This is a genomic window from Rhodothermales bacterium (assembly GCA_041391505.1).
Classification (GTDB): domain Bacteria; phylum Bacteroidota; class Rhodothermia; order Rhodothermales; family JAHQVL01; genus JAWKNW01.
Map to the genome: position 1 here is coordinate 1 of JAWKNW010000029.1, position 25338 is coordinate 25338.

General features: G+C 65.8%; 23 protein-coding genes and 1 tRNA gene. 15 read left to right on the forward strand and 9 right to left on the reverse strand.

Translation table 11 applies throughout. The features are described 5' to 3' along the window. Nucleotides 1-650, forward strand: a 650-nt coding sequence (locus R2834_20655) for a DUF4113 domain-containing protein (protein MEZ4702756.1), incomplete at its 5' end; no start/stop codon positions are given. A 229-nt stretch (nucleotides 651-879) separates the two neighbouring features. Here the strand turns inward: R2834_20655 and R2834_20660 are convergent. Beyond that, complete coding sequence (locus tag R2834_20660; GenBank protein ID MEZ4702757.1) at nucleotides 880-1725, reverse strand: sugar phosphate isomerase/epimerase; 846 nt, start codon at nucleotides 1723-1725, stop codon at nucleotides 880-882. Nucleotides 1726-1865: 140 nt separating this feature from the next. Between R2834_20660 and R2834_20665 the strand changes: the two genes are divergently transcribed. Together R2834_20665 and R2834_20670 are read left to right on the forward strand one after the other, a co-directional pair. After that, entirely contained in the window at nucleotides 1866-2057 is a 192-nt protein-coding gene (locus R2834_20665; protein MEZ4702758.1) for a general stress protein CsbD, read from the forward strand. 388 nt (nucleotides 2058-2445) lie between these two features. Then, complete coding sequence (locus R2834_20670) at nucleotides 2446-2859, forward strand: T9SS type A sorting domain-containing protein (protein ID MEZ4702759.1); 414 nt, start codon at nucleotides 2446-2448, stop codon at nucleotides 2857-2859. Nucleotides 2860-3059: 200 nt separating this feature from the next. Here R2834_20670 and R2834_20675 read toward each other — a convergent pair whose 3' ends face one another. After that, nucleotides 3060-4040: an aldo/keto reductase gene (locus R2834_20675; protein ID MEZ4702760.1), complete on the reverse strand. Its 981-nt coding sequence runs from the start codon at nucleotides 4038-4040 to the stop codon at nucleotides 3060-3062. Nucleotides 4041-4172: 132 nt separating this feature from the next. On the opposite strand from R2834_20675, the gene R2834_20680 reads away from it, so the two are divergent. After that, the gene (locus R2834_20680) at nucleotides 4173-6476 is read left to right on the forward strand and encodes a DEAD/DEAH box helicase (GenBank protein MEZ4702761.1); all 2304 of its coding nucleotides are present in this window, start codon (nucleotides 4173-4175) and stop codon (nucleotides 6474-6476) included. Between the two features lie 61 nt (nucleotides 6477-6537). Here the strand turns inward: R2834_20680 and R2834_20685 are convergent. Both R2834_20685 and R2834_20690 read right to left on the reverse strand, forming a co-directional pair. Further along, nucleotides 6538-6610 (reverse strand) — tRNA-Gln (locus tag R2834_20685). A gap of 345 nt (nucleotides 6611-6955) precedes the next feature. Next, nucleotides 6956-8803: a pentapeptide repeat-containing protein gene (locus R2834_20690; protein MEZ4702762.1), complete on the reverse strand. Its 1848-nt coding sequence runs from the start codon at nucleotides 8801-8803 to the stop codon at nucleotides 6956-6958. A gap of 191 nt (nucleotides 8804-8994) precedes the next feature. Between R2834_20690 and R2834_20695 the strand changes: the two genes are divergently transcribed. The 11 genes from R2834_20695 to thiL all read left to right on the forward strand — a co-directional run bounded on the left by R2834_20695 (nucleotide 8995) and on the right by thiL (nucleotide 22885). Then, nucleotides 8995-10764 (forward strand): dynamin family protein, encoded by a 1770-nt coding sequence (locus R2834_20695; GenBank protein MEZ4702763.1) that lies wholly within the window; start codon nucleotides 8995-8997, stop codon nucleotides 10762-10764. A 99-nt stretch (nucleotides 10765-10863) separates the two neighbouring features. Then, nucleotides 10864-12282, forward strand: a complete 1419-nt coding sequence (locus R2834_20700) for a hypothetical protein (GenBank protein ID MEZ4702764.1) — start codon at nucleotides 10864-10866, stop codon at nucleotides 12280-12282. Between the two features lie 214 nt (nucleotides 12283-12496). Then, entirely contained in the window at nucleotides 12497-13633 is a 1137-nt protein-coding gene (gene ribD, locus R2834_20705) for a bifunctional diaminohydroxyphosphoribosylaminopyrimidine deaminase/5-amino-6-(5-phosphoribosylamino)uracil reductase RibD (protein ID MEZ4702765.1), read from the forward strand. Between the two features lie 182 nt (nucleotides 13634-13815). Further along, nucleotides 13816-14418: a riboflavin synthase gene (locus R2834_20710; protein MEZ4702766.1), complete on the forward strand. Its 603-nt coding sequence runs from the start codon at nucleotides 13816-13818 to the stop codon at nucleotides 14416-14418. 160 nt (nucleotides 14419-14578) lie between these two features. Beyond that, nucleotides 14579-15979 (forward strand): tRNA (N6-isopentenyl adenosine(37)-C2)-methylthiotransferase MiaB, encoded by a 1401-nt coding sequence (miaB, locus tag R2834_20715; GenBank protein ID MEZ4702767.1) that lies wholly within the window; start codon nucleotides 14579-14581, stop codon nucleotides 15977-15979. Next, on the forward strand, nucleotides 15972-17300 hold the full coding sequence (locus R2834_20720) for a sigma-54 dependent transcriptional regulator (protein MEZ4702768.1): 1329 nt from the start codon (nucleotides 15972-15974) through the stop codon (nucleotides 17298-17300). The genes miaB and R2834_20720 overlap by 8 nt, the downstream gene beginning before the upstream one ends. A 109-nt stretch (nucleotides 17301-17409) precedes the next feature. Then, nucleotides 17410-17880, forward strand: a complete 471-nt coding sequence (locus tag R2834_20725) for an LptE family protein (GenBank protein ID MEZ4702769.1) — start codon at nucleotides 17410-17412, stop codon at nucleotides 17878-17880. A 91-nt stretch (nucleotides 17881-17971) separates the two neighbouring features. Beyond that, nucleotides 17972-19456 (forward strand): glycosyltransferase family 2 protein, encoded by a 1485-nt coding sequence (locus R2834_20730; GenBank protein ID MEZ4702770.1) that lies wholly within the window; start codon nucleotides 17972-17974, stop codon nucleotides 19454-19456. A gap of 220 nt (nucleotides 19457-19676) precedes the next feature. Beyond that, nucleotides 19677-20582, forward strand: coding sequence for a tetratricopeptide repeat protein (locus R2834_20735; protein ID MEZ4702771.1), 906 nt, complete (start codon nucleotides 19677-19679; stop codon nucleotides 20580-20582). 9 nt (nucleotides 20583-20591) lie between these two features. After that, nucleotides 20592-21770: an anhydro-N-acetylmuramic acid kinase gene (locus R2834_20740; protein ID MEZ4702772.1), complete on the forward strand. Its 1179-nt coding sequence runs from the start codon at nucleotides 20592-20594 to the stop codon at nucleotides 21768-21770. Between the two features lie 53 nt (nucleotides 21771-21823). Next, nucleotides 21824-22885, forward strand: coding sequence for a thiamine-phosphate kinase (gene thiL / locus R2834_20745; protein ID MEZ4702773.1), 1062 nt, complete (start codon nucleotides 21824-21826; stop codon nucleotides 22883-22885). A 57-nt stretch (nucleotides 22886-22942) separates the two neighbouring features. Here thiL and R2834_20750 read toward each other — a convergent pair whose 3' ends face one another. The 5 genes from R2834_20750 to R2834_20770 all read right to left on the reverse strand — a co-directional run bounded on the left by R2834_20750 (nucleotide 22943) and on the right by R2834_20770 (nucleotide 25231). Continuing rightward, on the reverse strand, nucleotides 22943-23344 hold the full coding sequence (locus R2834_20750) for an HI0074 family nucleotidyltransferase substrate-binding subunit (protein ID MEZ4702774.1): 402 nt from the start codon (nucleotides 23342-23344) through the stop codon (nucleotides 22943-22945). Next, the gene (locus R2834_20755) at nucleotides 23334-23618 is read right to left on the reverse strand and encodes a nucleotidyltransferase domain-containing protein (protein ID MEZ4702775.1); all 285 of its coding nucleotides are present in this window, start codon (nucleotides 23616-23618) and stop codon (nucleotides 23334-23336) included. The genes R2834_20750 and R2834_20755 overlap by 11 nt, the downstream gene beginning before the upstream one ends. A gap of 110 nt (nucleotides 23619-23728) precedes the next feature. Beyond that, nucleotides 23729-24130: a DUF6567 family protein gene (locus R2834_20760; GenBank protein MEZ4702776.1), complete on the reverse strand. Its 402-nt coding sequence runs from the start codon at nucleotides 24128-24130 to the stop codon at nucleotides 23729-23731. 244 nt (nucleotides 24131-24374) lie between these two features. Then, on the reverse strand, nucleotides 24375-24731 hold the full coding sequence (locus R2834_20765) for a cupin domain-containing protein (GenBank protein ID MEZ4702777.1): 357 nt from the start codon (nucleotides 24729-24731) through the stop codon (nucleotides 24375-24377). 35 nt (nucleotides 24732-24766) lie between these two features. Beyond that, nucleotides 24767-25231 (reverse strand): DUF2269 family protein, encoded by a 465-nt coding sequence (locus tag R2834_20770; protein ID MEZ4702778.1) that lies wholly within the window; start codon nucleotides 25229-25231, stop codon nucleotides 24767-24769. Between the last annotated feature and the right edge of the window lie 107 nt (nucleotides 25232-25338).

The following is a 25338-nucleotide window of genomic DNA, read 5'->3' on the forward strand; positions in this document are numbered from 1 at the left end:
AGCTGAAATACGCCCGCGACGCGTTGATCAAGCAGAAGCTGAACATCGTCGGGCTGCGCGTGGTGCACGAGCTGCGGGGGATGGCGTGCATCGGGCTGGAGATGGTGCTGCCGGACCGGCAGCAGACCATCTGCTCGCGCTCCTTCGGCGCCCCGCTCGAGGCCTACGACCGGGTGCGCGAGGCAGTGTCCGCCTACACCGCCATCGCCGCCAAACGCCTCCGCGACGCCCGCCAGCAGGCGACGACGATCCACGTGTTTATCACCACCAAGAGCTTCGGGCAGGGGCCGCACTACAGCAACTCACACGCGGTGATGCTGCCCGAGCCCACCGCCTACACCCCGCTGCTGATTCGGTATGCCTCGAAGGCGTTCGACCGGATCTGGCGGCCGGGGTACGCCTACCGCCGCGCCGGCGTGGTGCTGACCGGGCTATCCAATAACCGCTTCGTCCAGCTGGACGCCTTCGAGGGCGACCGCCGGCAGAGCGAGTCCGCCCTGATGCGTGCGATGGACTCGATCAACGAGCGGTACGGCCGCGATGCCGTCTTCCTCGGCTCCACCGGCACCGAAAAGGAGTGGCTATCGCGGTGCACCGAAAAACCGCCGTGCTACACGACGCAGTGGGGGGATTTGCTGCGGGTGGCGTAGGATCGGGGCATCGCAAATCGCAAAAGGCCAATCGGGGGACGGAGTTCGGGGCCGGCGCAGCGTCGGATGGCCGCAGATGGAGGGCGAGGAATGATCCCCGCTTTCGCGAGGAAGAATCCCCGCTTTCGCGAGGGGGACGCTCCGGGAGAACGCTTTTCGGCTCCATGTGCACGTACGAAGTCCCCTTTTTGACGCAGCATCCAGGGTCGGGGGCCCGGGTCGCGTGACGCTAAAACCCGACGCCGGCCCCCTGCGCCAGCTCCTCCACAAACCGCCGATCCCGCTGCGCATTGCCTAACACCAGATCCAGATCGAGCTGCTCCGGGCGATCCACCACGCAGTCCTTCACGAACTCGATGCTGAGGTCGCCCTGGAAACCGCGCTCGCCGAAGGCCCGGAAGAGCGCGGGGTAGTCGATGTCGGCTTCTTCGAGGAAGGCCATCGCGTCGTTCTTGCGGCCCTGGAAGTGGATGTGCCGGACATGCTCATGCAGCGCCTCGAAGTCGGCCACGGCCCGCGGCGTGTCGGTGAAGTCGTACGGCTGGAAGCAGAGGCCGAGGTGGGGGGAGCCGACTTCCTCGAGGAAGCGCGCTGCCGCCGGCACGCTGTCGCATAGCGTGTTGGCGTGGGTCTCGGCGGTGACGTCCATCCCGTGCCAGTGCGCCCACTCGACAAGTTCGCGGGCGGCGGCGATGGAGCGCCGGCGGGCGTCCGCGTCCAGGTCGCCGGAGGCGCGCATGCCGGCGAAGAGCTTCACCCGCCGGGCGCCGAGCCGGGCGGCGTAGCCGACGGTCCGCTGGAGCCGGCGCTGTTCCTTGAGCCAGGCGTCCCCCGCGAGGTGAAACTGGGGATAGAGGCCCACGATCGGGCAGGCGATCGAGCGCGCCTCCGCCGCCTCGACCAGGCGTTCGAAGGCATCGGTCCGCAGGGCGGTCAGGTGGTATTGCCACACCTCGAGATGGTGGAAACCGGCCCCCGCGCAGGGCTCCAGGAGGTCCTCCAGCGCGTAAAAAGGCGTCTTGTCGGCTGTCCAGCGGTTGGGCTCAAGGGCGATGCTGTTCAGGAGGATCGGCATCAAAAAGACTGTTTTGGAACACGGAGGGCGGTTGTATGTACAATATTTGCATTGATTTATGCAAATCTGAATGAGTCGATGCGGTCCCGCCGGTCCTTCGCCGGCTTCTGGAGCATGTTCAACGTTAGACGAGGTGACGCATGGCTACGCCGCGGATGGATGAAAGCTGGAACCGTATTAAAACACAAATTCGCGCGATCTTTGGCGATGCGCTCACGGATACCGAACTCGACAAGGGCCGTCGCGATCTGAACAAACTGGTCGACATCATCCACGATGTGACCGGCGAGCCGCCCGCCTCGATTCGCGGCCGGATGAACGCCATTATCTGACGTTCTGCCGGGCCCTGCTCCCCGCCGCGCGCTGTGTCCACCTGGGGCATGGCGCCTTTTCCCGGCAGCAGCCGGGCGTGGAGCACCCAGGCGGCCCTATACGGTCTTCCGGACCCGGTTCGCTATGCGCGGGCCGGGTCTTTTTTTGTGCCGCAGCGCGCATTCCTCTCCCAGCAGCGAGGGGAGTTCCCCTCACACGCGTGCGACCCCTCTTGCCGTAGATTGCCGCCCAGGCATGGCGCTCGCTTCAGGGCGTCGGTACTCTTTGTATTGCCGGCTTGCCAGCCGGGAGGGCAGATCGATGGACGCAGTAAAAACCAGTTCGGGAAGAAGGAGGCCGGCGGGCGCGGGACGACTCAGGATGGCGCTTGGCGGACTTCTGACGTGTGTGCTCTGGTTGGTGCCGGCCTACGCACAGGTGGGCGCTGTTCAACGGATCCCGGCACAGATCGACGCTACCCCGGATCGCCTCGCGATGGATGCCCCCGGCCGGATCCCCGCAGGGGTGGGGTCGCTTCTCGACGATTCGGGGTTACCGCTGCCCGAATCGCCGGCCGGCGCCCATCCCAACCCGTTCATTCCGGTGACAACGGTCCGTTACGCCGTGCCGCAGACCGGATGGGTGCGGGTTGCGGTATACGATATGCCGGGGCGCCAAATCCAGGTACTCGTGGACGGCCTGATGGCGGACGGTACGCACGAAGTGACGTTCGACGGCGGCGGGCTGCCCGGCGGCACGTATGTGTACCGGGTCGAGACGCCGACGGCCATCGAGACCTACACGATCCTTTTGCTCAAGTGACGTTGCGTACGTTAGCGAGGCGGTAACTGAATACGGGATGCAGGATGCAGGATGTTTGTCGAAAAACCGTGCGTTTTATCGTGATCCGGCATCCCAGTATCCCGCATCCCATATCCCGCATCCTGCATCCCGTATCCCGTCATACATCGCCTCGCAACGTGCGTAACGTCACAGAATAAGCTATGGTTGGCCCGTAGCTATCACGAATGCCCCGCCACGGCGTGCGGCACGTAGGGCTCCTCGAGGTAGGCGACCTCCTCATCCGTCAGCCGGACATCCAGCGCCGCCACGAGATCCTCCAGCTGCCCCACCTTCGACGCCCCGATGATCGGCGCGCTGACGCCCGGTTTCTGGCGGACCCACGCCAGGGCGATGCGGGCCATGGGCACGCCATGCCGGCCGGCCACCTCGGCGACGCGTTCGGCGACGAGCCGGTCGGCCGCTTCCGTCGCCGTGTACATCCGTTTCAGGACATCGTCCGTCTCCAGGCGCGTCGTCGACTCGCCCCAGGGCCGCGTCAGCCGGCCGCGGGCGAGGGGGCTCCAGGGGATGAGGCCGATGCCCTGGTCGATGCACAGGGGGATCATCTCCCGTTCTTCCTCGCGGTACATCAGGTTGAGGTGGTTCTGCATCGTCACGAAGCGCGTGAGCCCGAGCAGGTCCGACGTATAAAGCGCCTTCGCGAACTGCCAGGCGAACATCGACGAAGCCCCGATGTAGCGGGCCTTGCCGGCCTTGACGACATCGTGGAGCGCCTCCAGGGTCTCCTCGATGGGCGTATCGTAATCCCACCGGTGGATCTGGTAGAGGTCGACATAGTCTGTCCCGAGGCGGCGGAGGCTGTTGTCGATCTCCATCATGATCGCCTTGCGCGAGAGGCCGGCGCCGTTGGGGCCCGGCCGCATCCGGTTGTAGACCTTGGTGGCGATGACGAATTCATCGCGCGGCCCCAGCTCCTTCAGCACCTTGCCGACGATCTCCTCGCTGGTGCCGTCGGAGTACGTGTTGGCCGTGTCGTAGAAATTGAAGCCGAGTTCGTAGGCGCGGCGGATGATGGGCCGGCTCTGGTCTTCGGGGAGGGTCCACGGGTGCGTGCCGCGGTCGGGGATGCCGAAGGTCATGCAGCCGAGGCAGAGTTCGGACACCTGGAGTCCGGTGGCGCCGAGGTTGACGTAGTTCATGGGGGATGGAGGTTGGTGAGGCCGGCAATATACGGGGCGCGCCGGAGGGATTTCAAAACGGTTCGGGCTCGTTTACTTTCCAATCCCCGGCGGCCTTCGTATCGTGCGGCATCCCATCCATCCGCCGGCTCCATGGACCTTTCTCCCGACACCCTCGCGAAGCGCCTCGCCGCGCACTACCTCGCGTGCGTCGAGGCCGAAGACCGGCGCTCGCTCCAGCTCCGCCGCGAGGAGCTGGGGAAACGGTTCATCGCACCGTGGATCGGGCAGGAGACGCTGCTGCACGGCAACGTGGAATCGATCGAATGCCATCCGGCCGGCGACGCGGAGCGGGCCTTCCTGGCCAAGGGCATCGGCGACCCGCGCGGGGCCGACATCGGCTTTTACGGCTTCCCGCTCTGGCACGACGCCGCCGGCCGCCTCTCGCCGCTGTTCATCGTCCCCGTCACCGTCGAGGACCTCGGCGGCCGCGGCAACGAGCGCGCCTACCTCCTTCACCGCACGGACCGGCTCATCCTCAACCGGTACCTCTTCAGCGCGTACACCGGCGAGGAGCTGGACGAAATACAGCGCGAACTCGAAAGCGACACCTACGCCTCCTTCGCCGACCGCCTCGGGGCGGCGCTGGCCCACGCCAAAACGCCGGCCTTCTCGTACTCCGACCGCCGCATCGAGCCGCTGCCCACCGAAGGCCCCTCGCGATGGGTGCGTGTCCCGGTGTTCCTGCGCGATGCGCGCGGTCCGTTCACGTTCAACCTCCGGCAGGATCTGGCCGCGCTGTCGCGGTACGAGTCGGTCTACGGCGACACCACCGGCACGGCCCTGCGGCTCCTGTGGGAGACGCGCCCGCACAAGGCGAAGCGGGCCGCCGGCGGGATCGCCGAGGCGCTGCCGCTCAACCCGTCGCAGGAGCACGCCACGCGGGCGTCGCGCGACCTGCCGCTGACCGTCGTCACCGGGCCGCCCGGGACCGGGAAGTCGCAGGTGGTGGTCGACCTCCTCGCCTCGTCGATCCTCTCCGGCCAGCCCATCCTCTTCGCCAGCAAAAACAACCAGGCCGTCGATGTGGTGCGTCAGCGCCTGCGGGAGGCGCTGGGTGAGGACCTGGATTTCAGCCTTCGGGTCGGCAACCGGGAGGCGATGGATGCGATGGGGCCCGAGATCCTCGACCGGCTGAACCGCCTGACGGATGCCGGCCCGCCCGGGGGCGAACGCAAGGCGCGCAACCGGCTCAAGCAGGCCCGCGCGGCGCTGGACGACCTGTACCGCCAGCAGGCGGCCGGCGAGATCGACGGCGGGATCGACGTCTTTCTCGACGAATGGCGCGCCCTCAAGGCCGAGGTGGCGGAAGCAACGCGCCGGCTGTGCCGGGCGGTATGGGGGCGCCAGCTGTGCCGGGAGGCGGACGCCGTCCGCCGGGCCCTGAAAAGCTACCGCGATGCGCTACGGCTCGTCGGCGGACGCGGCGCGGCGTTCGTGCAGTCGCTGGACCGCGTGGCGGCGACCCAGCAGGAGCTGGCGCAGTACCTGCCGATCTGGATCACGACCGCGCTGTCGGTGCGCAACGCGGTGCCCCTGCGCGCGGGGCAGTTCGATCTGGTGGTGATCGACGAGGCCAGCCAGTGCGACATCGCGTCGGCCGTCCCGCTCCTCTACCGCGCCCACCGGGCTACCGTCATCGGAGATCCGCACCAGTTCCGGCACATCGCCAGCCTCGACCCGGCCGGCGAGGCGGCCTTGCCCACGAGCGAGGGGCTGCTGCCCAACTGGTCGTACGTGTCGCACTCCATCTTCGACGTCGCCGCGCGGGCCTTCGAGCGCGCCGGCCACAGCGAGCCGCTGTTCCTCGACGAACACTACCGCAGCCATCCGGCGATCATCTCCTTCTCCAACGAACAGTTCTACGACGGCCGGCTGACGATCCGGACGGACCTCGATGCCCTGCAGCGCCGGCTCGAAGGCCTCGAAGCCGGCGTGTTCTGGCTGGATGTGCCCGGCACCGTCCCCCACGCCACCCGCAGCGCCTACAATCCCGACGAGATCGACGCCGTCCTCGAACATGTGGCGCGGCTGATGGAGACGGCCGGCCCCGAGGTCAGCATCGGCGTCGTGACGCCGTTTCGGGCGCAGATCGACCGGCTCAAGGCGCGCGTCCGCGACGCGGCGTGGTACGAGGTGTCGAATCGCCGGCTGCGCGTGGGCACGTCGCACACGTTCCAGGGGGATGAGTGCGACATCGTCGTCTTTTCGCCGGTCGTGGCGGAGGGGATTCGAGACGGCGCCCGGGTGTGGGCGGCGACCACCGAGTCGCTGCTCAACGTCGCCGTCACCCGCGCCCGCGCCGCGCTACACATCGTGGGGGATCGCGCCGCATGCGAAGCCGCCGGCGGAGCGCTGGCGGCGCTGTCGCGCCACGCCCGGGCGTTCGAAGGGTGAGCGCGGCGTGTCTCCGGATATAAAAAAAGCCGACCTCCCTGATGGAGGCCGGCCTTCCGGGTTGCCCTGCGAGGGCTCGAACCTCGAACCTTCTGATCCAGAGTCAGACGCTCTGCCAGTTGAGCTACAGGGCAGCGTATCCGTGCAATCCCCTCGACCTGGCACGGGGCAGGATGGACGCGAGCCCACCTTGCTTTTTGCACAGGGTGCTGAAATGCCCGCAAAAGGATGGGGTTCCGGCTGAAAAAATCTTCTCCGGAGTTTCAGCAAACGCGTATTTACGCGGTGACTTTTTAATGACGACACAGAGATCGTCACAGCATATCCCGAGGCGGACGGGGACCCTCTGGTGGGTTGGGTCCCCGTCCCCACTTCTTCTCTAGGTTCGAGGATTCAGGCTCAAGGTTTAAAGACGGGTCCGGGCGACACACACCGGCAGGTTGGCCGTCCCGCATCCAGGATCCCACACCCCGCCCGTCCTACCGCTCCGGAGTCGCCGGCCTCGCCTCCTGGCCGCCCATCAGCAGCTCCACGCACGCCGTCGTCACCTGGCCCACGAGTTCCGCGTCCATCTCCGCGCCCAGCACCGAACGGGCCTTGCACAGTTCGGCGATCGTCACGCCTTCCACCTCGCGCAAATTGGCCCGGGACAGATTCGCGCCGGCCAGCGTCGCGCCCTCCAGATTCACGCCCTGCAGATTGGCGCCCCGGAGATCGGCCCGCGTCAGGTTCGAGCGGATCAGTATGGTCCCGAGCAACGTCGCCCCTTTCAGATCCGCGCCATGCAGATTGGCTCCCGTGAGATCCGCGTTGTCGAGCTGGGCGGAAAAGAGGGTGGCGCGCTCCAGATGCGCCCCCTGCAGGCGGGCGCCGCGCAGGTTCGCGCCGTCCAGGTTGGCGCGTTCCAGGCTCACCCCGCGCAGGTACTGCCCGTGCAGATCGACGGACGCAAGCTGCACCGAGGGCAGCTCGACCGGCCCGTAAAACAGCATTCCCCACACCACCGCACAACAGGCGAGCACCACCGCGGCCTGGCGCGTGCGCTGGTCCTGCCGCGCTTCTTCCCAGACGAACGGCCTCGGCTTCAGCCCGCGCAGCGTCGTCGCGCCGGTCTTGTAAAAGGCGATGCCGAGCCAGATGCTCGCGGCAAACAGGAGCAGATGATAGGCCGTAAACATCCCGTGATGCCGCGGCAGATAGCCCCACATGAAATAGAGGAGCGTGAGCGGGACGACGGCCCACGCGGTGAACAGCAGGACCAGACGCTGCAGCCTGAAAAACGGGATCGGCGTGTCTTCCAGCTGGGGGATGTGCGAACGGATCAGGCCGTTCATCAGCCAGGGAAACACCTTTTTGTCCACCGACTTCCCGTCCGGAAAGACGGCGGGGAACAGCGCCAGATCCTCCCAGAGCCGCTGGATGTACAGATGGAGGAAGACGAACAGGAGAAACACCGCCATCGGGCCGACCAGGTAAAAGCCGGCGATCGGAATCAGGGTGCCGATGATCGGAAGCGGGGCGGAGGCCGTAGTGGTGATGAGGTGGATGTCCTGCGTCGAAACCACCCCCAGCCAGCTGTACAGACAGCAGACCAGCATCGCCAGGTAGAGCTGGCTCGCTTTGCGGGAGCCGGCCTCGACGTGGCTGAGCCAGTCCAGCTTCTCGATCCCCTCCGGCAGCTCCGCGCCGGACACGTTGGCCCCGCGCAGCTGATTGATCTGCAAGCCGCGGGCGCCCGTCACGTTGGCCTCGAGCAGGTTCGCTTCGTGGAGCACCGCGTGCGTGAGCACCGCGTTATGCAGGTTGGCGCGGACGAGGTTCGTGCCCTGCATGTTCGCCAGCGAAAGCCGCGCCTCTTGCAGGTTCGCGCGGGTCATGTTCGCCTTCTGCAGGCTCGCCTCACGCAGGTTGGCCCGAAACAGGTTGGCCTGGGTGAGGTTCGCGCCCTGGAGGTTCGCCAGCGAGAGGCGCGCGCTCTGCAACTCGGTTTCCCACAGACTCGCTTTCTGGAGATTGGCGCCGCCGAGCAGGCTGCCCTGCAAGTTGGCCTTTGACAGACTCGCCCCCTGCAGATTGGCCTTCGACAGGTTGGCCTGATACAGATTGGCCTCGGACAGATTCACCCCGTGGAGATCCAGCCCCCCCAGATTGACGCGTTCCAGATTGGCGCGCCGGCCCGATTTGCCGGCGGTATCCACCCACGCCCGATGCTCCTCGAGCAACCGGTTCAACTCGGCCGTCGAGATCTCGATAAAGAAGGTCGGTTCGGAATCGTAGTCGGCGGGTGGGGTACGGCCCACTCCTTTCGCGTTGGGGTCGCTATCCATGTACTGCGGGCAGGAGAAATCGATGATACGGAAGGCCCGAACAGGTGGGTGAACTACCGTGGTATGTTCAATTCGTTCCGACTCGCCGGCCTTGCAGTATATTCCGTCAGTTCCATGTTCATGGTTCATGGTTCAAGGTTTTGTCGGTCCATGCCTTGAACCTTAATCCCTGATCCATAAACCCGCTTTCCATGCTCGCTCCATCCAACCCCGCGCTCGCTGCCCTGTTGAACGACGAGCGCGAAGCGCTGATGCGCCTCCGCGCGCTGTTGAGCCGCACCGACGAGGACCCGCAGACGCTGAGCCGGCTGGACGATATCCTCGCCAACCTCGACGCGCTGTTCCTCGTCGTGGTCGTGGGCGAGTTCAACGCCGGCAAATCCTCGGTGCTCAACGCGCTGTTCGGGGAGAAAATCATGGAGGAGGGGCCCATCCCGACGACGGCCAAGGTGACGGTCATCCGGCACGGCGAGGCCCGGATGGATCGGCAGGTGTCCGAGTACCTCGTCGAGCGCCGGCATCCCTCCCCGCTGCTCCGCACCATGAACCTGGTGGACACGCCGGGCACGAATTCGATCATCCGCGAACACGAGACCATCACGGAAAACTTCATCCCGCGCGCGGACCTCGTCCTCTTCATCACGTCGTTCGACCGCCCGCTGTCGGAATCCGAGCGCACCTTCCTCTCCTTCATCCGCGAGTCGTGGGGCAAACGGCTCGTGTTCGTGGTCAACAAGGTGGATATGGCGCGCACCGAGGAGACGTTGCAGCAGGTGCTGGAACATGTGGCCAGCGGATGCCGCGACGTGCTCCATTTTTCGCCGCCCATCTTCCCGGTCAGCGCCGAGATGGCGTACCAGGCGAAAGAGATGCCCGCCGGCCCGGAGCGCGACGCGCTCTGGGAGAAGAGCCGCTTCGGCGCCTTCGAGGCCTTCGTCACGGAGATCCTCGGCGACACGGAGCGGCTCGCCCTCAAGTTCAACGCGCCCCTCGACGCCGGCGCGCGCCTGCTGGAGCAGGTCGACAAACGGATGGGGGCACGCGAACAGGTGCTGAAGGAAGACGAGGTCAACCTGAGGCTGCTGGACCAGCACATGACCGCCGCGCGCGCCGAGCTGGCCGACGGCTACGCGCGCCGGCTCACCGAAGTGGACAACCTCTTCTTCCAGATGGAGAAACGCGGCATCCAGTTTCTCGACGACACAATCCGCATCGCCAAGCTCAACATGCTTCGGGATCGCGACCTCTTCAAGGAGGAGTTCGGCCGGCAGGTGATCCAGGATACCGATCAGCAGATCGAGGCGCAGGTGACCCAGGCGGTCGACGGCCTCCTCAAACAGGCGCTCGCGCTCTGGAACAAGACGCTGAACGAATTCGCCGACCGCGTCCGCCGCGTCGCCGGCCCCAGCGACACGCAGCGCGGCGCCTTTTTCTACAACCGGGAAGAACTGTTCCACGGCATCATGCGCGAGGCCGGCCGCAAGATCGAGATGTACAACCTGCGCGAAGAAGCCCGCCGCATCCTCGAAAACGCGCGCAACGCCGCCGCCATGTTCGTCGGCGCCGAGGCGGTGGCCGTCGGCATCGGGGCCATCGCGACGATCGTCGTGAGCGCGACGGCGCTCGACGTCACGGGCGGCTTCATCGCCGCCGGCGTGCTCGCCGTCGTCGGGCTCATCTTCCTGCCGCGCCAGAAGCGGCGGGCCATCGGGGAATTCAAGGAACGGGTCGAGGCGCTCCGCGCCGACGTCCGCCGCGCCCTCGACGAACAGCTGGGCGGGGAAGTCGACACCTCACTCGAACGGGTGCGCGACACCATCAAACCCTACACCACCTTCGTCCGAAACGAACGCGCGCTGGTCGATGCCGTTAGAACCGAATCGACCGCGCTGAACGACCAGTTCGGCGTCCTCCGGAGCCGCGTACGCCAGGAGGTCGGCGAGACCCGGCTCCCCTCGTGACGCGACTGGCCCGGTGCTTGCATCACGCACCTTACGCGCCACGGACGCCCCAATCATGCACCTCGGCCCATCATGCGACAGGTTTGTTGCATCTTATGTTTGATTCTGCTCGCCGCCTCGCCGGCGACGGGGCAGATCACCCATTACCTCCCCATGGAGTCGGATGTCGATTCCACGCTCCTCCTCAACCCGGAGCTGGGGTACGACACCGACTTCGACGTCGGCGTCAGCCGGATCGAAAACGCCGACGGGGAGCGCAACCCGTATTTCGCCACGGCCCTCCTCCCGGAATTTACCTACGGCCTCTACAGCGCCGGCCTCCTCTTCAAACTCCACTATAACCTGAAGACGCGCGCGACGCGCAAGGAGGACTACGACACCTTCAGCGATTTCCTGAGCATCATTCGCTACGTGCAATACGCCGAAAAGCGGGAAGGAGACCGCTATGCCCGCTTCGGCGAACTGGAAGATGCCACGCTCGGGTACGGTCAGTTCATCAACGTATTCCGAAACTCGCTCAGCCTCGACAACCAGAAACGAGGCCTGGAAGGCTACTATCGACTCGGCAACTTTCAGATCGAGGCGGTCTACTCCAACGTCCTCGCCGCCGAGGTGTACGGATTTCGGGGGTCGTACAAACCCTACATCGAGAAAACACTCGATCGGTGGCAGTTTCTGGATGTGGGGATCAGCTTCGCCGGCGACATCAGCCGGCTCGGCGCGATGGTCAACGCCGACATCCCCGGGACGCCGTTCCTGACGGATTCCACCCTGCAACGCCCCGGCGTCCTGGAGACGCCTGTCGGCGTCGACGCGCCGCGCATCGCCATGATGGGCGTCGACTTCGGGCTCCCGCTCCTGACGACGGAGACCTCCCAGGCCCTCGCCTACCTCGAACTGTCCCGGATCTTCCACTACGGCGCCGGCGCCTCGATCGGCGTGATCGGCGAGTGGAAAGTGGACGACAACGTGCGCGTCCAGACCCAGCTCGAACAGCGGCTGCTGGGCAAGGAGTACCTCGCCAACTATTTCAACGCCCTCTACGAGGTCGAGCGCTTCCGCCTCATCGGGCTCGATGCGGACGGCGAATCCATCGACGCCCTCAATACCAAGCAGAACCTGCTGCATTCCTACCAGGACACGCGCATCGGGTCCTACGTGTCGATGTCCTGGCGTTTCCGCCGGGGCGTCCAGTTCACCTGGAGCTACGAATACGTCTGGAATCAGGAGGACAACGGGTGGTTTCACCTGGATGCCCGCGTCAAGTCCAAGAGCCTCCCGATCTACCTGAAGTTCTCGTTCGACCAGGTCCGCGCGACACCCCTGCAGGAGCAAACCGACACCGGCCGAAGCATCACCCTGCTGCGCTTCGACGGCGCGTACCAGTTCTTCAAATACCTGATGCTCGGCTTCGGCTTCCGGCACAGCTACGAACCCGTCTACGACCGGGGGATACCGACGGGCCTCAAGCGCCGCCGGCGCGTCGAGCCCCGCATGCGCATCGTCATCCCCCTCTGAGCGCCAACCCGAGCGCGGTATTTTTCCTCAACCGACTCCGAGCCGCTCGCATACGATTTGCCCGGAAACGGAACCCCGCGTCCCGGCCAGTCTTCAATGTGCTCGTTCTTCAAACACGCGCCCTAATCCCTCAGGCGCACCGCATGTTGCGATTTGCACCGTGTGGTATGCACCGTGTGATTTGCACGTAGCCGCCGCCTTTCCCCGAACTCCCTTGCCGCCCGTCACCGAACACGACGACCGCTGGATGCGCCGATGCCTCGAACTCGCGGCGCGCGGCGCGGGGCAGGTCAGCCCGAACCCGATGGTCGGCTCGGTACTCGTCGGGGCGGACGGGCAGTTGCTGGGCGAGGGGTGGCACGAGCGCTACGGCGAGGCGCATGCGGAGCGTAACGCGATCCGCGACGCCGAGCGCCGGCATCCCGGGCTGTCCTTCGAGGACGCCACGCTCTACGTGAATCTCGAACCCTGCAACCACCAGGGCAAGACGCCGCCCTGCACCGACATCCTCCTCGAAAAGCGGATCGGGCGCGTGGTCGTGGGCATGATCGATCCGTTTCCAGCCGTCGCCGGCGCCGGCGTCGCGCGCCTCGAAGCGCATGGGGTGCGCGTGTGCGTGGGCGTGCTGGAAGCCGAATGCCGGCGTTTCAACGAAGCGTTCGTGCATCACATCCGCACCGGCAAGCCGCTCGTCACGCTCAAGCTCGCGCAGACCCTCGACGGGTCGATCGCGACCGCCACCGGCGACGCGCGCTGGGTCAGCGGCGAGGCGTCGCGCGCGCTCGTCCACCGCTGGCGCGCCGAACTCGACGCCGTGCTCGTCGGCGCCGGGACGGCCCTGGCCGACGATCCGGCCCTGACCGTCCGGCATGTCGAAGGCCGGCAGCCCGTACGCGTCGTGCTCGACCGCGAGGGCGTGTTGCCGGCGTCGCTCCACCTTTTTTCGGATCGATGGGCGGGCTCCACCGTCGCGATGATCGCGACGCCGGCCGATGCGCCCGCCTACGCGGAAGCCCTCCGCGCGGCCGGCGGACGCCTCGTGCGCATCCCCGAGCGCGACGGCCATCTCGACCTCCACGCCGCGCTCGCGTGGCTCGGCGCGGAAGGCGGGCCCGCGGGCCGGCGGATGACGTCGCTGCTCGTCGAGGCCGGCCCCGGCCTCGCGACGGCGCTGCTCGGGCAGGACCTCGTCGACCGCCTCGCCGTCTTCGTGGCACCCAAGCTGGTGGGGGGCGGCTTGCCGGCGTTCGGCAGCCTCGGCATCGACCGCATGGCGGACGCCCTTGTCTTCCCCGCATCGCGCTGGGAACCGGTCGGCGAGGATATGCTTTTCCTCGGATACCGACGGTAGGAGGACAACGCGTCGTGTCGCCGTATTCGTGCTACGAGATGGGACCTGTCGTGGGCATCGGCATGCGTATAGCGACGAACGAGCGGATTCCCGCATTCTCCCGAAATTTGGCATCGAACTGAACGTCCTCTTCCCGGATTAAAGGATCCTCCTGGTTCTACCCCCTCTTAGCACATCGCAGCATGTTCACGGGCATTATCGAAGAAGTAGGCCGCATCGCCGGCGTGGACGACCTCGGCGGCGGCAAGCGCCTGCGCATCGAGACCTCCTTCGCGCCCGAGCTGAAACCCGACGAGAGCGTCGCCATCAACGGCGCGTGCATGACCGTCGTGCGGGTTGAGGACCGCGCCTTCGAGGTGGTCGTGATCGAGGAATCCCTGCGAAAGACGACGCTGGGCACGTTCGAGCCGGGCACGCGCGTCAATCTGGAGCGAGCCATGCGGGCGGATGGCCGGATGGACGGGCATTTCGTGCAGGGCCACGTCGACGGCACCGGCGTCGTCGAATCCGTCGTCGAGGAGGCCACCGATCGCCTCTACCGTATCCGGTTCGCGCCCGAGCAGGCCGCCTACCTGGTCCCCCAGGGCTCCATCGCCATCGACGGCATCAGCCTGACCATCGCGCGGCTGGACGAAAACGCGCTCACCGTCGCCATCATCCCGCATACCTTTACGCACACGAATGTGCCGGCGTGGGTCCCCGGAGCCGGCGTCAACCTGGAATTTGACATGATCGGCAAATACATCGTCCGGTTCCTGGAACGCCGCGAATCCCTCAGCCGGTAGGGACACGACACGTCGTGTCTCAACATAATCGCATCATACGATCTTTGCTCTGCCGCGCGGGATCCAGAGCACCCGAGTTGAATATCATAGACCTGACATCCTGTCACCCCGCGATCCCCCGGCCCAGGACCAACCACGCTTCCCGCATCCGGCACCCGTCATGAACCCCATTCCCGATATCGGCATCCTCGACGACCTCGATGCGCCGAAACCCACCGCGCAGGAGACGCCGGGCATGCGGCAGGTGTACCTCGAGACCTACGGCTGCCAGATGAACGTGTCGGACTCCGAGATCGTCGCGGCGGTGCTGCGCGAGCAGGGGTTCGGGCTCACGCGCAACCCGGACGAGGCGGATGTCGTGCTGATCAACACCTGCGCGATCCGCGACAACGCGGAGCAGAAAGTCCGCACCCGCCTCGCGGCCTTCCGGGCGGAAAAACGGCGCGGCCGGCCGGACCTCACGCTCGGCGTCCTCGGCTGCATGGCCGAGCGGCTGCGCCACAAGCTGCTGGATGAGGAGAAGCTGGTCGACCTCGTCGTGGGCCCCGACGCCTACCGCGACCTGCCCAACCTCCTCCACGCGGCCGATGAAAGCGGCCAGGCCGCCGTCAACGTCCAGCTCTCGCGTGAGGAGACGTACGCGGACATCAGTCCGGTGCGATACGACTCGAACGGCATCTCCGCCTTCGTGTCCATCATGCGCGGTTGCGACAACATGTGTTCGTTCTGCGTGGTGCCCTTCACCCGCGGCCGCGAGCGGAGCCGGCCGGCGGCGAGCATCCTCGACGAATGCCGGCAGCTGGTGGACAACGGCTTCAAGGAAGTGACGGTCCTCGGACAGAACGTCAACTCCTACCGCGCCGAGGCCGGCGGCACGACCGTCGATTTCGCCGAACTGCTCTACCGCATCAGCCTGCTCTCGCCCGAACTGCGCATCCGGTACTCGACGAGCCACCCGAAGGACTGTTCGGACGAGCTGCTGCACGTCCACCGCGAGCGCGACAACGTCTGCAATTTCATCCACCTTCCGGTGCAGCACGGCAACACCGACGTGCTGGCGCGGATGCGCCGCACGTACACGCGGGAGGAATACCTGAATCTCATCGAACGCGCGCGCGCCATCGTGCCGGGTGTCTCGTTCTCGACGGACATCATCGCCGGCTTCTGCGGCGAAACCGAGGACGAGCACGCGGATACGCTGAGCCTGATGGAGCAGGTCGGCTACGACAGCGCGTTCATGTTTATCTACTCCGAACGACCCGACACCTACGCCGCCCGCAAATATGCGGACGACGTGCCCGTCGAGACCAAAAAACGCCGGCTCAGCGAGATCATCGCCCTGCAGAACCGCATGTCGCTGGCGCGCAACCGGGACGAGATCGGGCGCTGGCACACGGTGCTCGTCGAAGGCCCCAGCAAACGCGACGACGCGCAGTTCTGCGGGCGAACGGATACGAACAAGATGGTGATCTTCGACCGCGCCGGCCTCGCGCCGGGCGCCTATGCGAAGGTCCGCATCACCGACTGCACATCGGCAACCCTGTTTGGCGCGCATGGATAGAGAATCGGTACAGGAACGCTTCGGGATCGTCGGCACCTCGGCCGCGATCCGGCATGTCATCGATCAGATGCGGCTCGTGGCTCGCACGGAAGTCAACGTCCTGATCCAGGGCGAGAGCGGCGTCGGCAAGGAGGTGATCGCGAAGGCGATCCACGAGATGGGAACGCGCCGGCACAAGGCGCTCGTCATCGTGAACTGCGGCGCGATCCCCGAGGGGCTGATCGAGTCCGAGCTCTTCGGCGCCGAGAAGGGCGCGTACACTGGGGCGGTAGACCGCCGCAGCGGGCACTTCGAAGAGGCCGACGGCGGCAGCATCTTTCTGGATGAAATCGGCGAGATGCCGCTCGCGGCGCAGGTGCGCCTCCTGCGCGTCCTCGAGACGGGCGAGTTTTCGCGCGTGGGGTCGTCGACCATCCTCAAGTCCGATGCCCGCGTCATCGCCGCAACGAACAAGGAACTCGGCAAGGAGGTGCAGGCCGGCCGGTTCCGGGAGGATCTCTACTACCGGATCAGCACGGTGATCATCCAGATCCCGCCGCTGCGGGACCGCCAGGAGGACATCCTGCCCATCTTCGAGAGCTACCTCCACCAGTTCGCGCAGAAATACAATTCCCCGATGCGCCGGCTGGACGATGCGGCCCGGCAGATGCTGGTGCGGTATCGCTGGCCCGGCAACGTCCGCGAACTCCGCAACCTCGCGGAACAGGTCATCGTGCTGCTCAAGCGCGACGTGGTGGGCGTGGAAGACCTCCGCACGTTCCTGCGCGGCGTCACCGCGTCCGGGGCGTCGAGCGAGATGGTGCCTTCCGTCCGCCCCGGGGGATGGAAGGAGGGAGAGGGGGATGACCGTGGCCGGGAGCTGATTTATCGCGCGCTGCTGGAATTGCGCCTCGAGATCCGCGACCTCAAGGAGCATATCGTCCGGATGTCGCCGGGCGTGCGGGTCCCGAAAGGGTCCGACGCGATGGAGTCGAACGACTACGAGCGGTCCGGCAGCCCGTTTGTCATCGTCCGGGAAAACGCCGGCGAAGACGCGTTTTCGACGCTCGTCGAAGAAGTGCCCTACGAGCTGGAGCCGACGTCCGTCCCCGGCCGGCCGCTGCTCGGCGCCGGATCGCCGCCGCCGCGCGACTACGACGACATCGAGCCCGAGGAAGAGGATGCCGAACCCGTTTTCCCCACGCTGGAATCCGCCGAGCAACAGCTCATCGCGGACGCCCTGAAATACTACAAGGGAAATCGCAGGCAGACCGCACGCGCCCTCGGCATCAGCGAGCGGACGCTGTACCGCAAGCTGAAGGAGATCGATGAAGAAGCGTAACGAATCGCAAAGTGCACATCGCAACTTGCAAAATGGCCTGGGCCGCCCGGGTAGCCGAGTTCGCTCATGGTATGCCCCATGGTTCATGTTGCACTGTGCGATTTGCCTTTTGCCTTTCTCCGGTTGCGGCTTCTACAGCTTCACCGGCGCCTCCATCCCCGATAATATCCAGACGATCGCCATCCCCCAGGTGGTCGACAACAGCGTCAACACGTTCCCCACACTCGGGGATCAGATGACGGAGCTGCTGATCAACCGGTTCGTTCGCCAGACGCGGCTGTCGCTCGTCGAAAACGAGGACGACGCCGACGCGGTGCTGACCGTCGAGCTCCAGCGCTACACGAATGCCCCCTCTGCCGTCAGCGGCGAAGAGCGCGCCGCCCTCAACCGCGTCAGCCTCAGCGCCTCCGTCCTCTACATCGATCGCTCCGGCGACGACGAAAAGGAGCTCCTGCGCCGCACCTTCACCAGCTTCGAGGAATACGACCCGGTAAACCTCGACCAGGAAGAAGTCGCGGCCGTAGCCGCCCTCCAGAACCTCGCGGACGACATCTTTACAGCGGCTACGAGTAACTGGTAAAACTGGCTTCGCCGGTTCAAGGTGTCACGTTCACGGTTTAAGGCTGTCGCGACATGCACAGCGTGAACCCCGACTCCTTGAGCCTTGAACCTTGAACCTGCTACCTTTCTTGCCCATCCTCTACGCCATCGCCACGTTCGTTATGACGCTGTACGGAGCGAACCTGCTCTGGCTTGCCGTCATGTTTGTGCGGAACGATCGCCTGAAGGACGGCCCGGTGCCGCCGGCGGACGCGCCGCCGCCGGTGGATCGCGACGGTCCCGCGGTCACGGTGCAGCTGCCGCTCTACAATGAACCGGTCGTCTGCGAGCGGCTCATCGACGCCTGCGCCGCGCTCGACTACCCGCGATCTCTCCTGGAAATCCAGGTCCTCGACGACAGCACGGACGAAACCACCGCCATCGTCGCGCGCCGCGTCGCCCACTGGCAGGAGCGGGGCGTCGACATCACGCTCGTCCACCGGGCCGACCGCGGCGGCTACAAGGCCGGCGCGCTCAAGAACGGGCTGCGCCTCGCGCGCGGCGCCTTCATCGCCATCTTCGACGCCGACTTCATCCCGGCGCCGGATTTCCTTCGGCGGATGCTTCCGCATTTTGATCGGCCGGACGTCGGCATGGTGCAGGCGCGCTGGGGGCATCTCAACGCCGGCGAATCGCTCCTCACCCGCATCCAGGCCTTCGGGCTCGACGCGCACTTCGCGCTCGAACAGTTCGTGCGCAACCGCGCCGGCTACTTCATGAACTTCAACGGCACGGCGGGCATCTGGCGCCGGGCGTGCATCGAGGACGGCGGCGACTGGGAGAGCGATACGCTCGCCGAGGACCTCGACCTCAGCTACCGCGCCCAGCTCAAGGGGTGGCGCTTCACGTTCGTCGGCGACATCGAGGTGCCGGCCGAGCTGCCACGCGACCTCGACGCGCTCCGCTCGCAGCAATTCCGATGGACGAAGGGGGCCACCGAGGCCGGCCGCAAACTCCTCGGCCGGCTGTGGCGCTCGGGCGAATCCCGAGGCGTCAAGGTCGAAGGCACCTTCCAGCTGACCGCCCACTTCGTCTTCCCCTGCATCCTCGCCGCGGCGCTCCTGCACGCGCCGCTGCTCCTGCTCAACCACCTCGGGTACGACGGCCCCGGCCCCCTGTATTTCGCGTTCCTCGGGTTCGGGTTGATCGGGTTCTTCGGTTTTTTTCTGGCGCAGCTCTTCGCCCAGCGGGCGCTCTACCCGGACTGGCTCCGCCGCGTGGCGTTCTTCCCGCTCTTCATGGCCGGTTCGATCGGCCTCGCTCTCAACAACACCCGCGCGCTCGCGTTGGGCCTCGCCGGCAAACGGACGCCGTTCGTGCGCACTCCCAAAGGCGGAACCACGACGCACAGGCTCCGCATCTCGCCGTGGTCGCTCTTCGAGGCCCTGCTCGCCGCGTACAGCCTGGCCGGCCTCGTCGCCGTCACCGCCTACGGCGAATGGGCCGCCGTACCGTTCCAGGCGATGTTCGCGCTCGGCTTCGGTCTCGTAACCGCCTACAATTTCCGCGATTTGCGGCGCCAGCGAGCGCCTCTTGGCACAACGCCGCGCGGATAGTATCTTGCCAGGAGACGACGCGTGCCCCCGAGACACCCGGCCGGCGGCGGCATACCGGTTCTGGATCGCATCTTTGCCCGGCGCGTCGCGTCCGCTCGTTTGCTCTGTACACCTGCTCTTTTCGAAACGACCGGGGAAATTCCGGCCAACGACCGAACCCAATGCGGTTCGGTAGCGTTTGCCTCGGTACGTATTCCGCGTAAATGCCTTGCATGAACCCATGTCTGTTTACGACATCAAGGAGCCACTCGCCTGCTTGCGCGAAGGGAAGGCCGACGAAGCCATCCCGATGCTCGAACAGCTGAAGCACATCACCCCCGGGCATGTGACCTCCTACGTCCTGCTCGCGCAGGCCTATGCGGCGGAAGCACGGTGGCAGGAAGCGATGATCACCTGGCAGCAGGCCGCGTTTCTCATGCCCAACAGTCCGGCCATCCAGAAAGGGCTCGACCACGCCATGCAGATGTTCGCGATGGTGGGCCCCGCGCCGGAGCAGGACGGCGAGGAAATCGTCGTCGCGGATGCACCCGCTCAGTACGAGCCGGCCCCCGAACCCAACGACACCCTCCTCGACATCGAGGAGCCCTTGATGGCGGTCGAACCGGAAGAAGAGGAAGAAGACATCATCGCCGCCTTCCTCGCGCCCGATGACGACATCCTGCCGGATCACGCGACGTTCGAGGTCGACGTGACGGAAGATTTCGTGATCGACGAAGACGCCACGGACGAGGCGGAGGAGGAAGCGGGCGAAGAAGATCTCGAAACGGAGGCCACGGCGTTCTTCGACGAACCGGCCGAACCGGCCGAACCCGCCGAACCGCCGCCGGCGGCCAACGGCGCCGCGCGGGCCATGCCGGCGGAAGACGAGGAACTCGATCGCCTCATCGCCGATCTCGAATCGGCCCGCATCGTGCCCAAGCCGGACTACGAAACGATCGAAGCGCCCGACCTCGGCGCGCCGATCGACGACATGGTCTCCGAAACGCTCGCCCGCATCTACGAGGGCCAGAAGCAGTACGACGAGGCTGCCCGGATGTACGACAAGCTGGCGATCCTCAAACCGGACCGCGCCGACGACTTCACCCAGAAAGCCGTCGAGTTGCGCACCCGCGCGAACAGCGAATAAGCCGCCTCGATGCCCGACGCCCCACCGCCTGTCCGGCTCGTCGCCGGCGTCATGAGCGGCACCTCGCTCGACGGGGTGGACGTGGCTCTCGCCCGCCTCGCCGGCTCCGGCCCGGGCATGGACATCGAACTGGTCGCCTTCTCCAGCATTCCCTACCGGGCAGACCTGCGCGACCTCCTGCTCGCCAACTCGGCGCCCGAATCGTCGTCCGTACGCGACCTCTCGCAGCTCAACGTCCGCCTCGCCCACGTCTACGCCGACGCCATCCGCACCGCGCTGGAACGCGTGGAGTTGACGCCAGAGGACCTCGATCTGGTCGGCCTCCACGGCCAGACGGTGCAGCACGTCCCCGACGCCGAAGACTGCGCCGGAGCGCCGACCCGCTCCACCCTCCAGATCGGCGACGGATCGACCCTCGCCAACCTGCTCGGCGTCCCGGTGGTAGGCGACTTCCGCATGGCCGACATGGCCCTCGGCGGTCAGGGCGCGCCGCTCGTGCCGTATTTCGATTATGTCTTTTTTGGCGACCCGGCCGAAAACCGGGCGCTCCTCAACATCGGCGGCATCGCCAACGTCACGATCCTGCCCGCCGGCGCCCCGCCCGCCGGGGTGTTCGCCTTCGACACCGGTCCGGGCAACATGCTCATCGACGCGCTCGCGCAGCGATTTTTTCATCGGGCGTTCGACCTCGACGGCCGCATCGCCGCCTCCGGCGCCGTCGTGCAAGACGTGCTGGACGTTTTGCTCGCCGACCCGTATCTGGCCAGAATCCCCCCGAAATCGACCGGCCGAGAGTATTACGGGCAGGCGTTCGTCGACTGGCTGGTCGCCGAGGCCGGCCCCGCCTGCCGGCGCGAGGATCTCGTCGCCACCGTCACCGCCTACACCGCCGCCTCGGTCGCCGATGCGATGGAGCGCATCGTCGCCCCGCGCCATGCGATCGACGCCGTGATCGCCTCGGGCGGAGGTGTGCGCAATCCGGTGCTGATGGACGCCCTCACGGAACGCCTCGCCCCGGTTCGCGTGTACACGACCGACCAATACGGCCTCGACGCCGACGCCAAGGAGGCGCTCTGCTTCGCCGTGCTCGGTCATGAAACCATGCAGCGCGTCCCCACCGGGATGCCGGGCGTCACCGGCGCATCGAAGCCGGCGATCGCCGGGAAAATCTGCCTGCCCTCGCGATAGCCCACCCTGTCGCACCGCGCCGGTCGCGGTGTGCCGCCCCAGACGAAGTCGACATGCACTCAACGGAAGCCACCTTCACGCCCATCAGCACCGTGGGCGAGTTCGGATTGATCGACCGCATCCAGGCCGTCCTCGGCAAGCCGGCCGATGGCGACATCCTGAAGAGCATCGGCGACGATGCCGCCGTGTACCGCATCGGCGAGGGGCGGGTCCATGTTGTCACCACCGACGCCCTCATCGAGTCGGTGCATTTCGACCGCACCTTTGCCCCGATGAAACACCTCGGCGCCAAATCGATCGGCGTCAATGTGAGCGACATCGCGGCCATGAATGCCATCCCCCGATTCGCCACCATCGCGCTGGGTCTGCCGCACGACGTCTCGGTGGAGATGGTCGACGACTTCTACCAGGGCATGAAGACAGCCTGCGAGGCGTACGGCGTCGCGCTGCTCGGCGGCGACACGACGGCCGCGCAGAAAATGACGATTTCCGTCACCGTGATCGGCGAGGCCCGCGAGGACCAGGTGGTCTACCGGAGCGGCGCCCGGGCCGGCGACAAGCTGTGCGTCACCGGCGATCTCGGCGGCGCCTTCGCCGGCCTGCGCATCCTGCTCGACCAGCGCGCCATGCTGCAACGCATCGGCCAGGACTACAAGCCCGACCTCAAGGAATTCGGCTACGTCATCCGCCGGCAGCTGACGCCGGCCGCGCGCATGGGCATCGTGCGCGCCTGGCATCAAGCCGGCATCCAGCCGAACGCCCTGATCGACATCTCGGACGGCCTGGCCTCCGAGGTCCTGCACCTCTGTCGCAACAGCGGCGTCGGCGCCCTGCTCGATGCCAAGGCGCTCCCCATCCACGAAGAGACCCGCCGCGCCGCGGCCCACTTCTCGCAGGATGCGGATACATACGCCCTCTATGGCGGCGAGGACTACGAACTGCTCTTCACCATGCCCGAGGAAACGCTCGCCCGCATGGAGGCCTCCACGTTCAAAGTCATCGGCACCGTCACCGACGCCTCGGAAGGCGTCCGCATCCAGACGCCCGAAGGCGCCGTCATCCCCCTCGAGAATCGCGGCTACCGGCACTTCGGCGGAGGCAGCGACGCCGGCTGACGCCTAGTCGAACTCGACGTTCACCAGCGCCGGAGCAAGGCCGGCAAACGGTTTCGGCTACCGAAGCAGATCCGAAAAACGATCCCGCAGGAACGCGTAGGTAAACGCGAGTTCGTCATAATACGTGATGATGTGCTGGTAGATCTCCTCGGCCATCTGCTGGTCGTACAGATGCGACGTCCTGTTGCGATCGTCCAGCATGTCGAGCCATACGGTCTCAGCACGGAGCCATCGTTGTGGGTACGCGTGCTTGAGTGCCTCACGCGGACTTCTGGATTCAACCCCTTCATATTCAAGCTGGCGACGAAGCGTTTTCCAGAAAAGCTCGACACAAAACTCGAAACGTTGGATGGTTGCATCCACGGTCAACTCACTCCGCTCCGCTCGGAGCGCATCGCCCAACCGATCCAGGGCTCGCCCTAGATTTTCCATCGATTGTCGAATCTTCTCAACGCTCATAAAGCACTATGCCTTCCTCGAGGATGCGGTCGCGAAGCGACTGCGGCGCCGTATCAAATCGAACTACGTCGATAAAAAGCAGCGTTCTGGTACGATCGACCTCTTCACGGATCCGCTGCCACTGCTCGCGAGAAGCCGCAGGGCAATCGATGGCCAGATCGATATCGGAACGAGCATCATGATCAACCCTGGCGCGGGACCCAAATAAGAGCACCCGGGCCACCTCGGGCTTTTTCTCCAGCTTATGCGTGATGTCGTCGATGGCCGAAATCATAGGTCATTTGTGAACCTGTGTGCATGAGCTTGATAGCCGGGTCGATGTCGACGGTTCCAACCCGTAGTCCGAGCGCTCAGCGTACGATACGTCAACAACGCGTTAATCTGCTATTCGAACTCGACGACGTCCGCGCGAACGGACACGACCGACTTCGAATAAAGGCCAAGATAGTTGCTCGCGTCGGCGTCGAACTGGACGTTCACCAGCGCCAGCCGGCGGTTGCCCACCGCCCCGTGCTGCGCCTCGAATTGCGCCCACAGGTCTTCGACGGCCGCCTTGTAGAGCAGCCCTTCTCCCTCGACCCGGAAGAGCGCCAGCGTCGTGGCCTGCCCCCCCTGGCTGGCCGAGAACCCGAGGATATAGCCGGCCTCGGCCTGGCCCTGCGCGTTGAGCGCGACGATCCTGAAATTGGCTTCGCCGAGTTCGACGCTCGTGCGATTGGCGGCGTAAAAAGCGCCTGAATTCACACAGCCGGTGAGGATCGCGGCCAGCAGAAGAAGACCCAGCAACGATGGGGTCGTGGCCGGGCGGTGTTCGGGTATTCTGACGTCACCTGCATCCGCAGGCATTCGTACGATCGTGCCGTTCATGGTAGATCAACCTCCCTTTGGTGATGGTGGAAAATCTCAGGGACAAGTAGTGACAGGGTAGGACGCGCCACTCCGGGAAGCTGTAATCGGAACGAATCGATCGCATGTAGGCCGCGCCCTCACCGCGGCGCGGCTCGGGATTCGCCCGCTATACTTCGGGCCGCTACACTTCGGGCCGCTCCGTTTCGAGATCCCGCTGGATCACGCGGTTGGAAGGATGGATGCAGATGATTTCAAGCCGATCCTCACCGATGTTCTTGAACCGGTGCGGGGTCTCGGCTTCCACCACCACGATGTCGCCGGCGCCGGCCTCGATCACCTCCCCGTCTACCGTGAAGCGGGCGCGCCCCTCACGGACAATCCACGTTTCCGGGTACGGGTGGACATGCAGCGCGGGGCCGGCGCCGGGTTCGTTGTCGACCAGAAAAAAGGAAACGTTGGCCCCGTGGGGCCCGCCCTCGAAGAGGATCGTGCCGCCGGGGCTCGGGACGAGCGCGTTGGATCGGATGACGGTAGGCATGGCAGGATACCGGATGCTGGTTCGTGGGAGCGCGATCAGACGGGTTTGGCGACCATGACGACCAGTACGGACAGCAGCACCGCGAGGTTGAGGAAGGTCAGCCGCATCATCCGGCGATGGAGTCCGGCCACCCGGGGATCCGCCGGGCCGCCCTCCTGCGCCGCCCGGCCCAGTTCGATGCCGGCTTTCCGGATCAGGGTGGCGCTCAGGACGAACCACGACAGGATGAGTCCGACGAGCCCCCACACGATCCAGACCATGTCGAACCGGAACCCGCCCTGCACCGTCAGGACGATGCCGGTGATCAGGGCGACCGCCGCGGCCGGCGCCATGACGGCGCCCCCCACAAACCCGCCCTGCCGGCCGAGGGTGGTCACCGCCTCCCAGTCGCCGGATCGGGCGGCACGCAGGTGGAGCAGCGCGATGATAAAATTGCCCCCGAACCAGATGGTCGCGGCGACGATGTGAAGGCATTTGATCAGGATGTACAGCGTGAACATGGCGTCGGAATGGGAGATGAACGAAACGCCGGCAAGACAAACCTTCAAGTTCACTTGAAGGCAAGAAGCGGTTCGCGTTAAATTTCCACCGAAACCTGCCACACGTA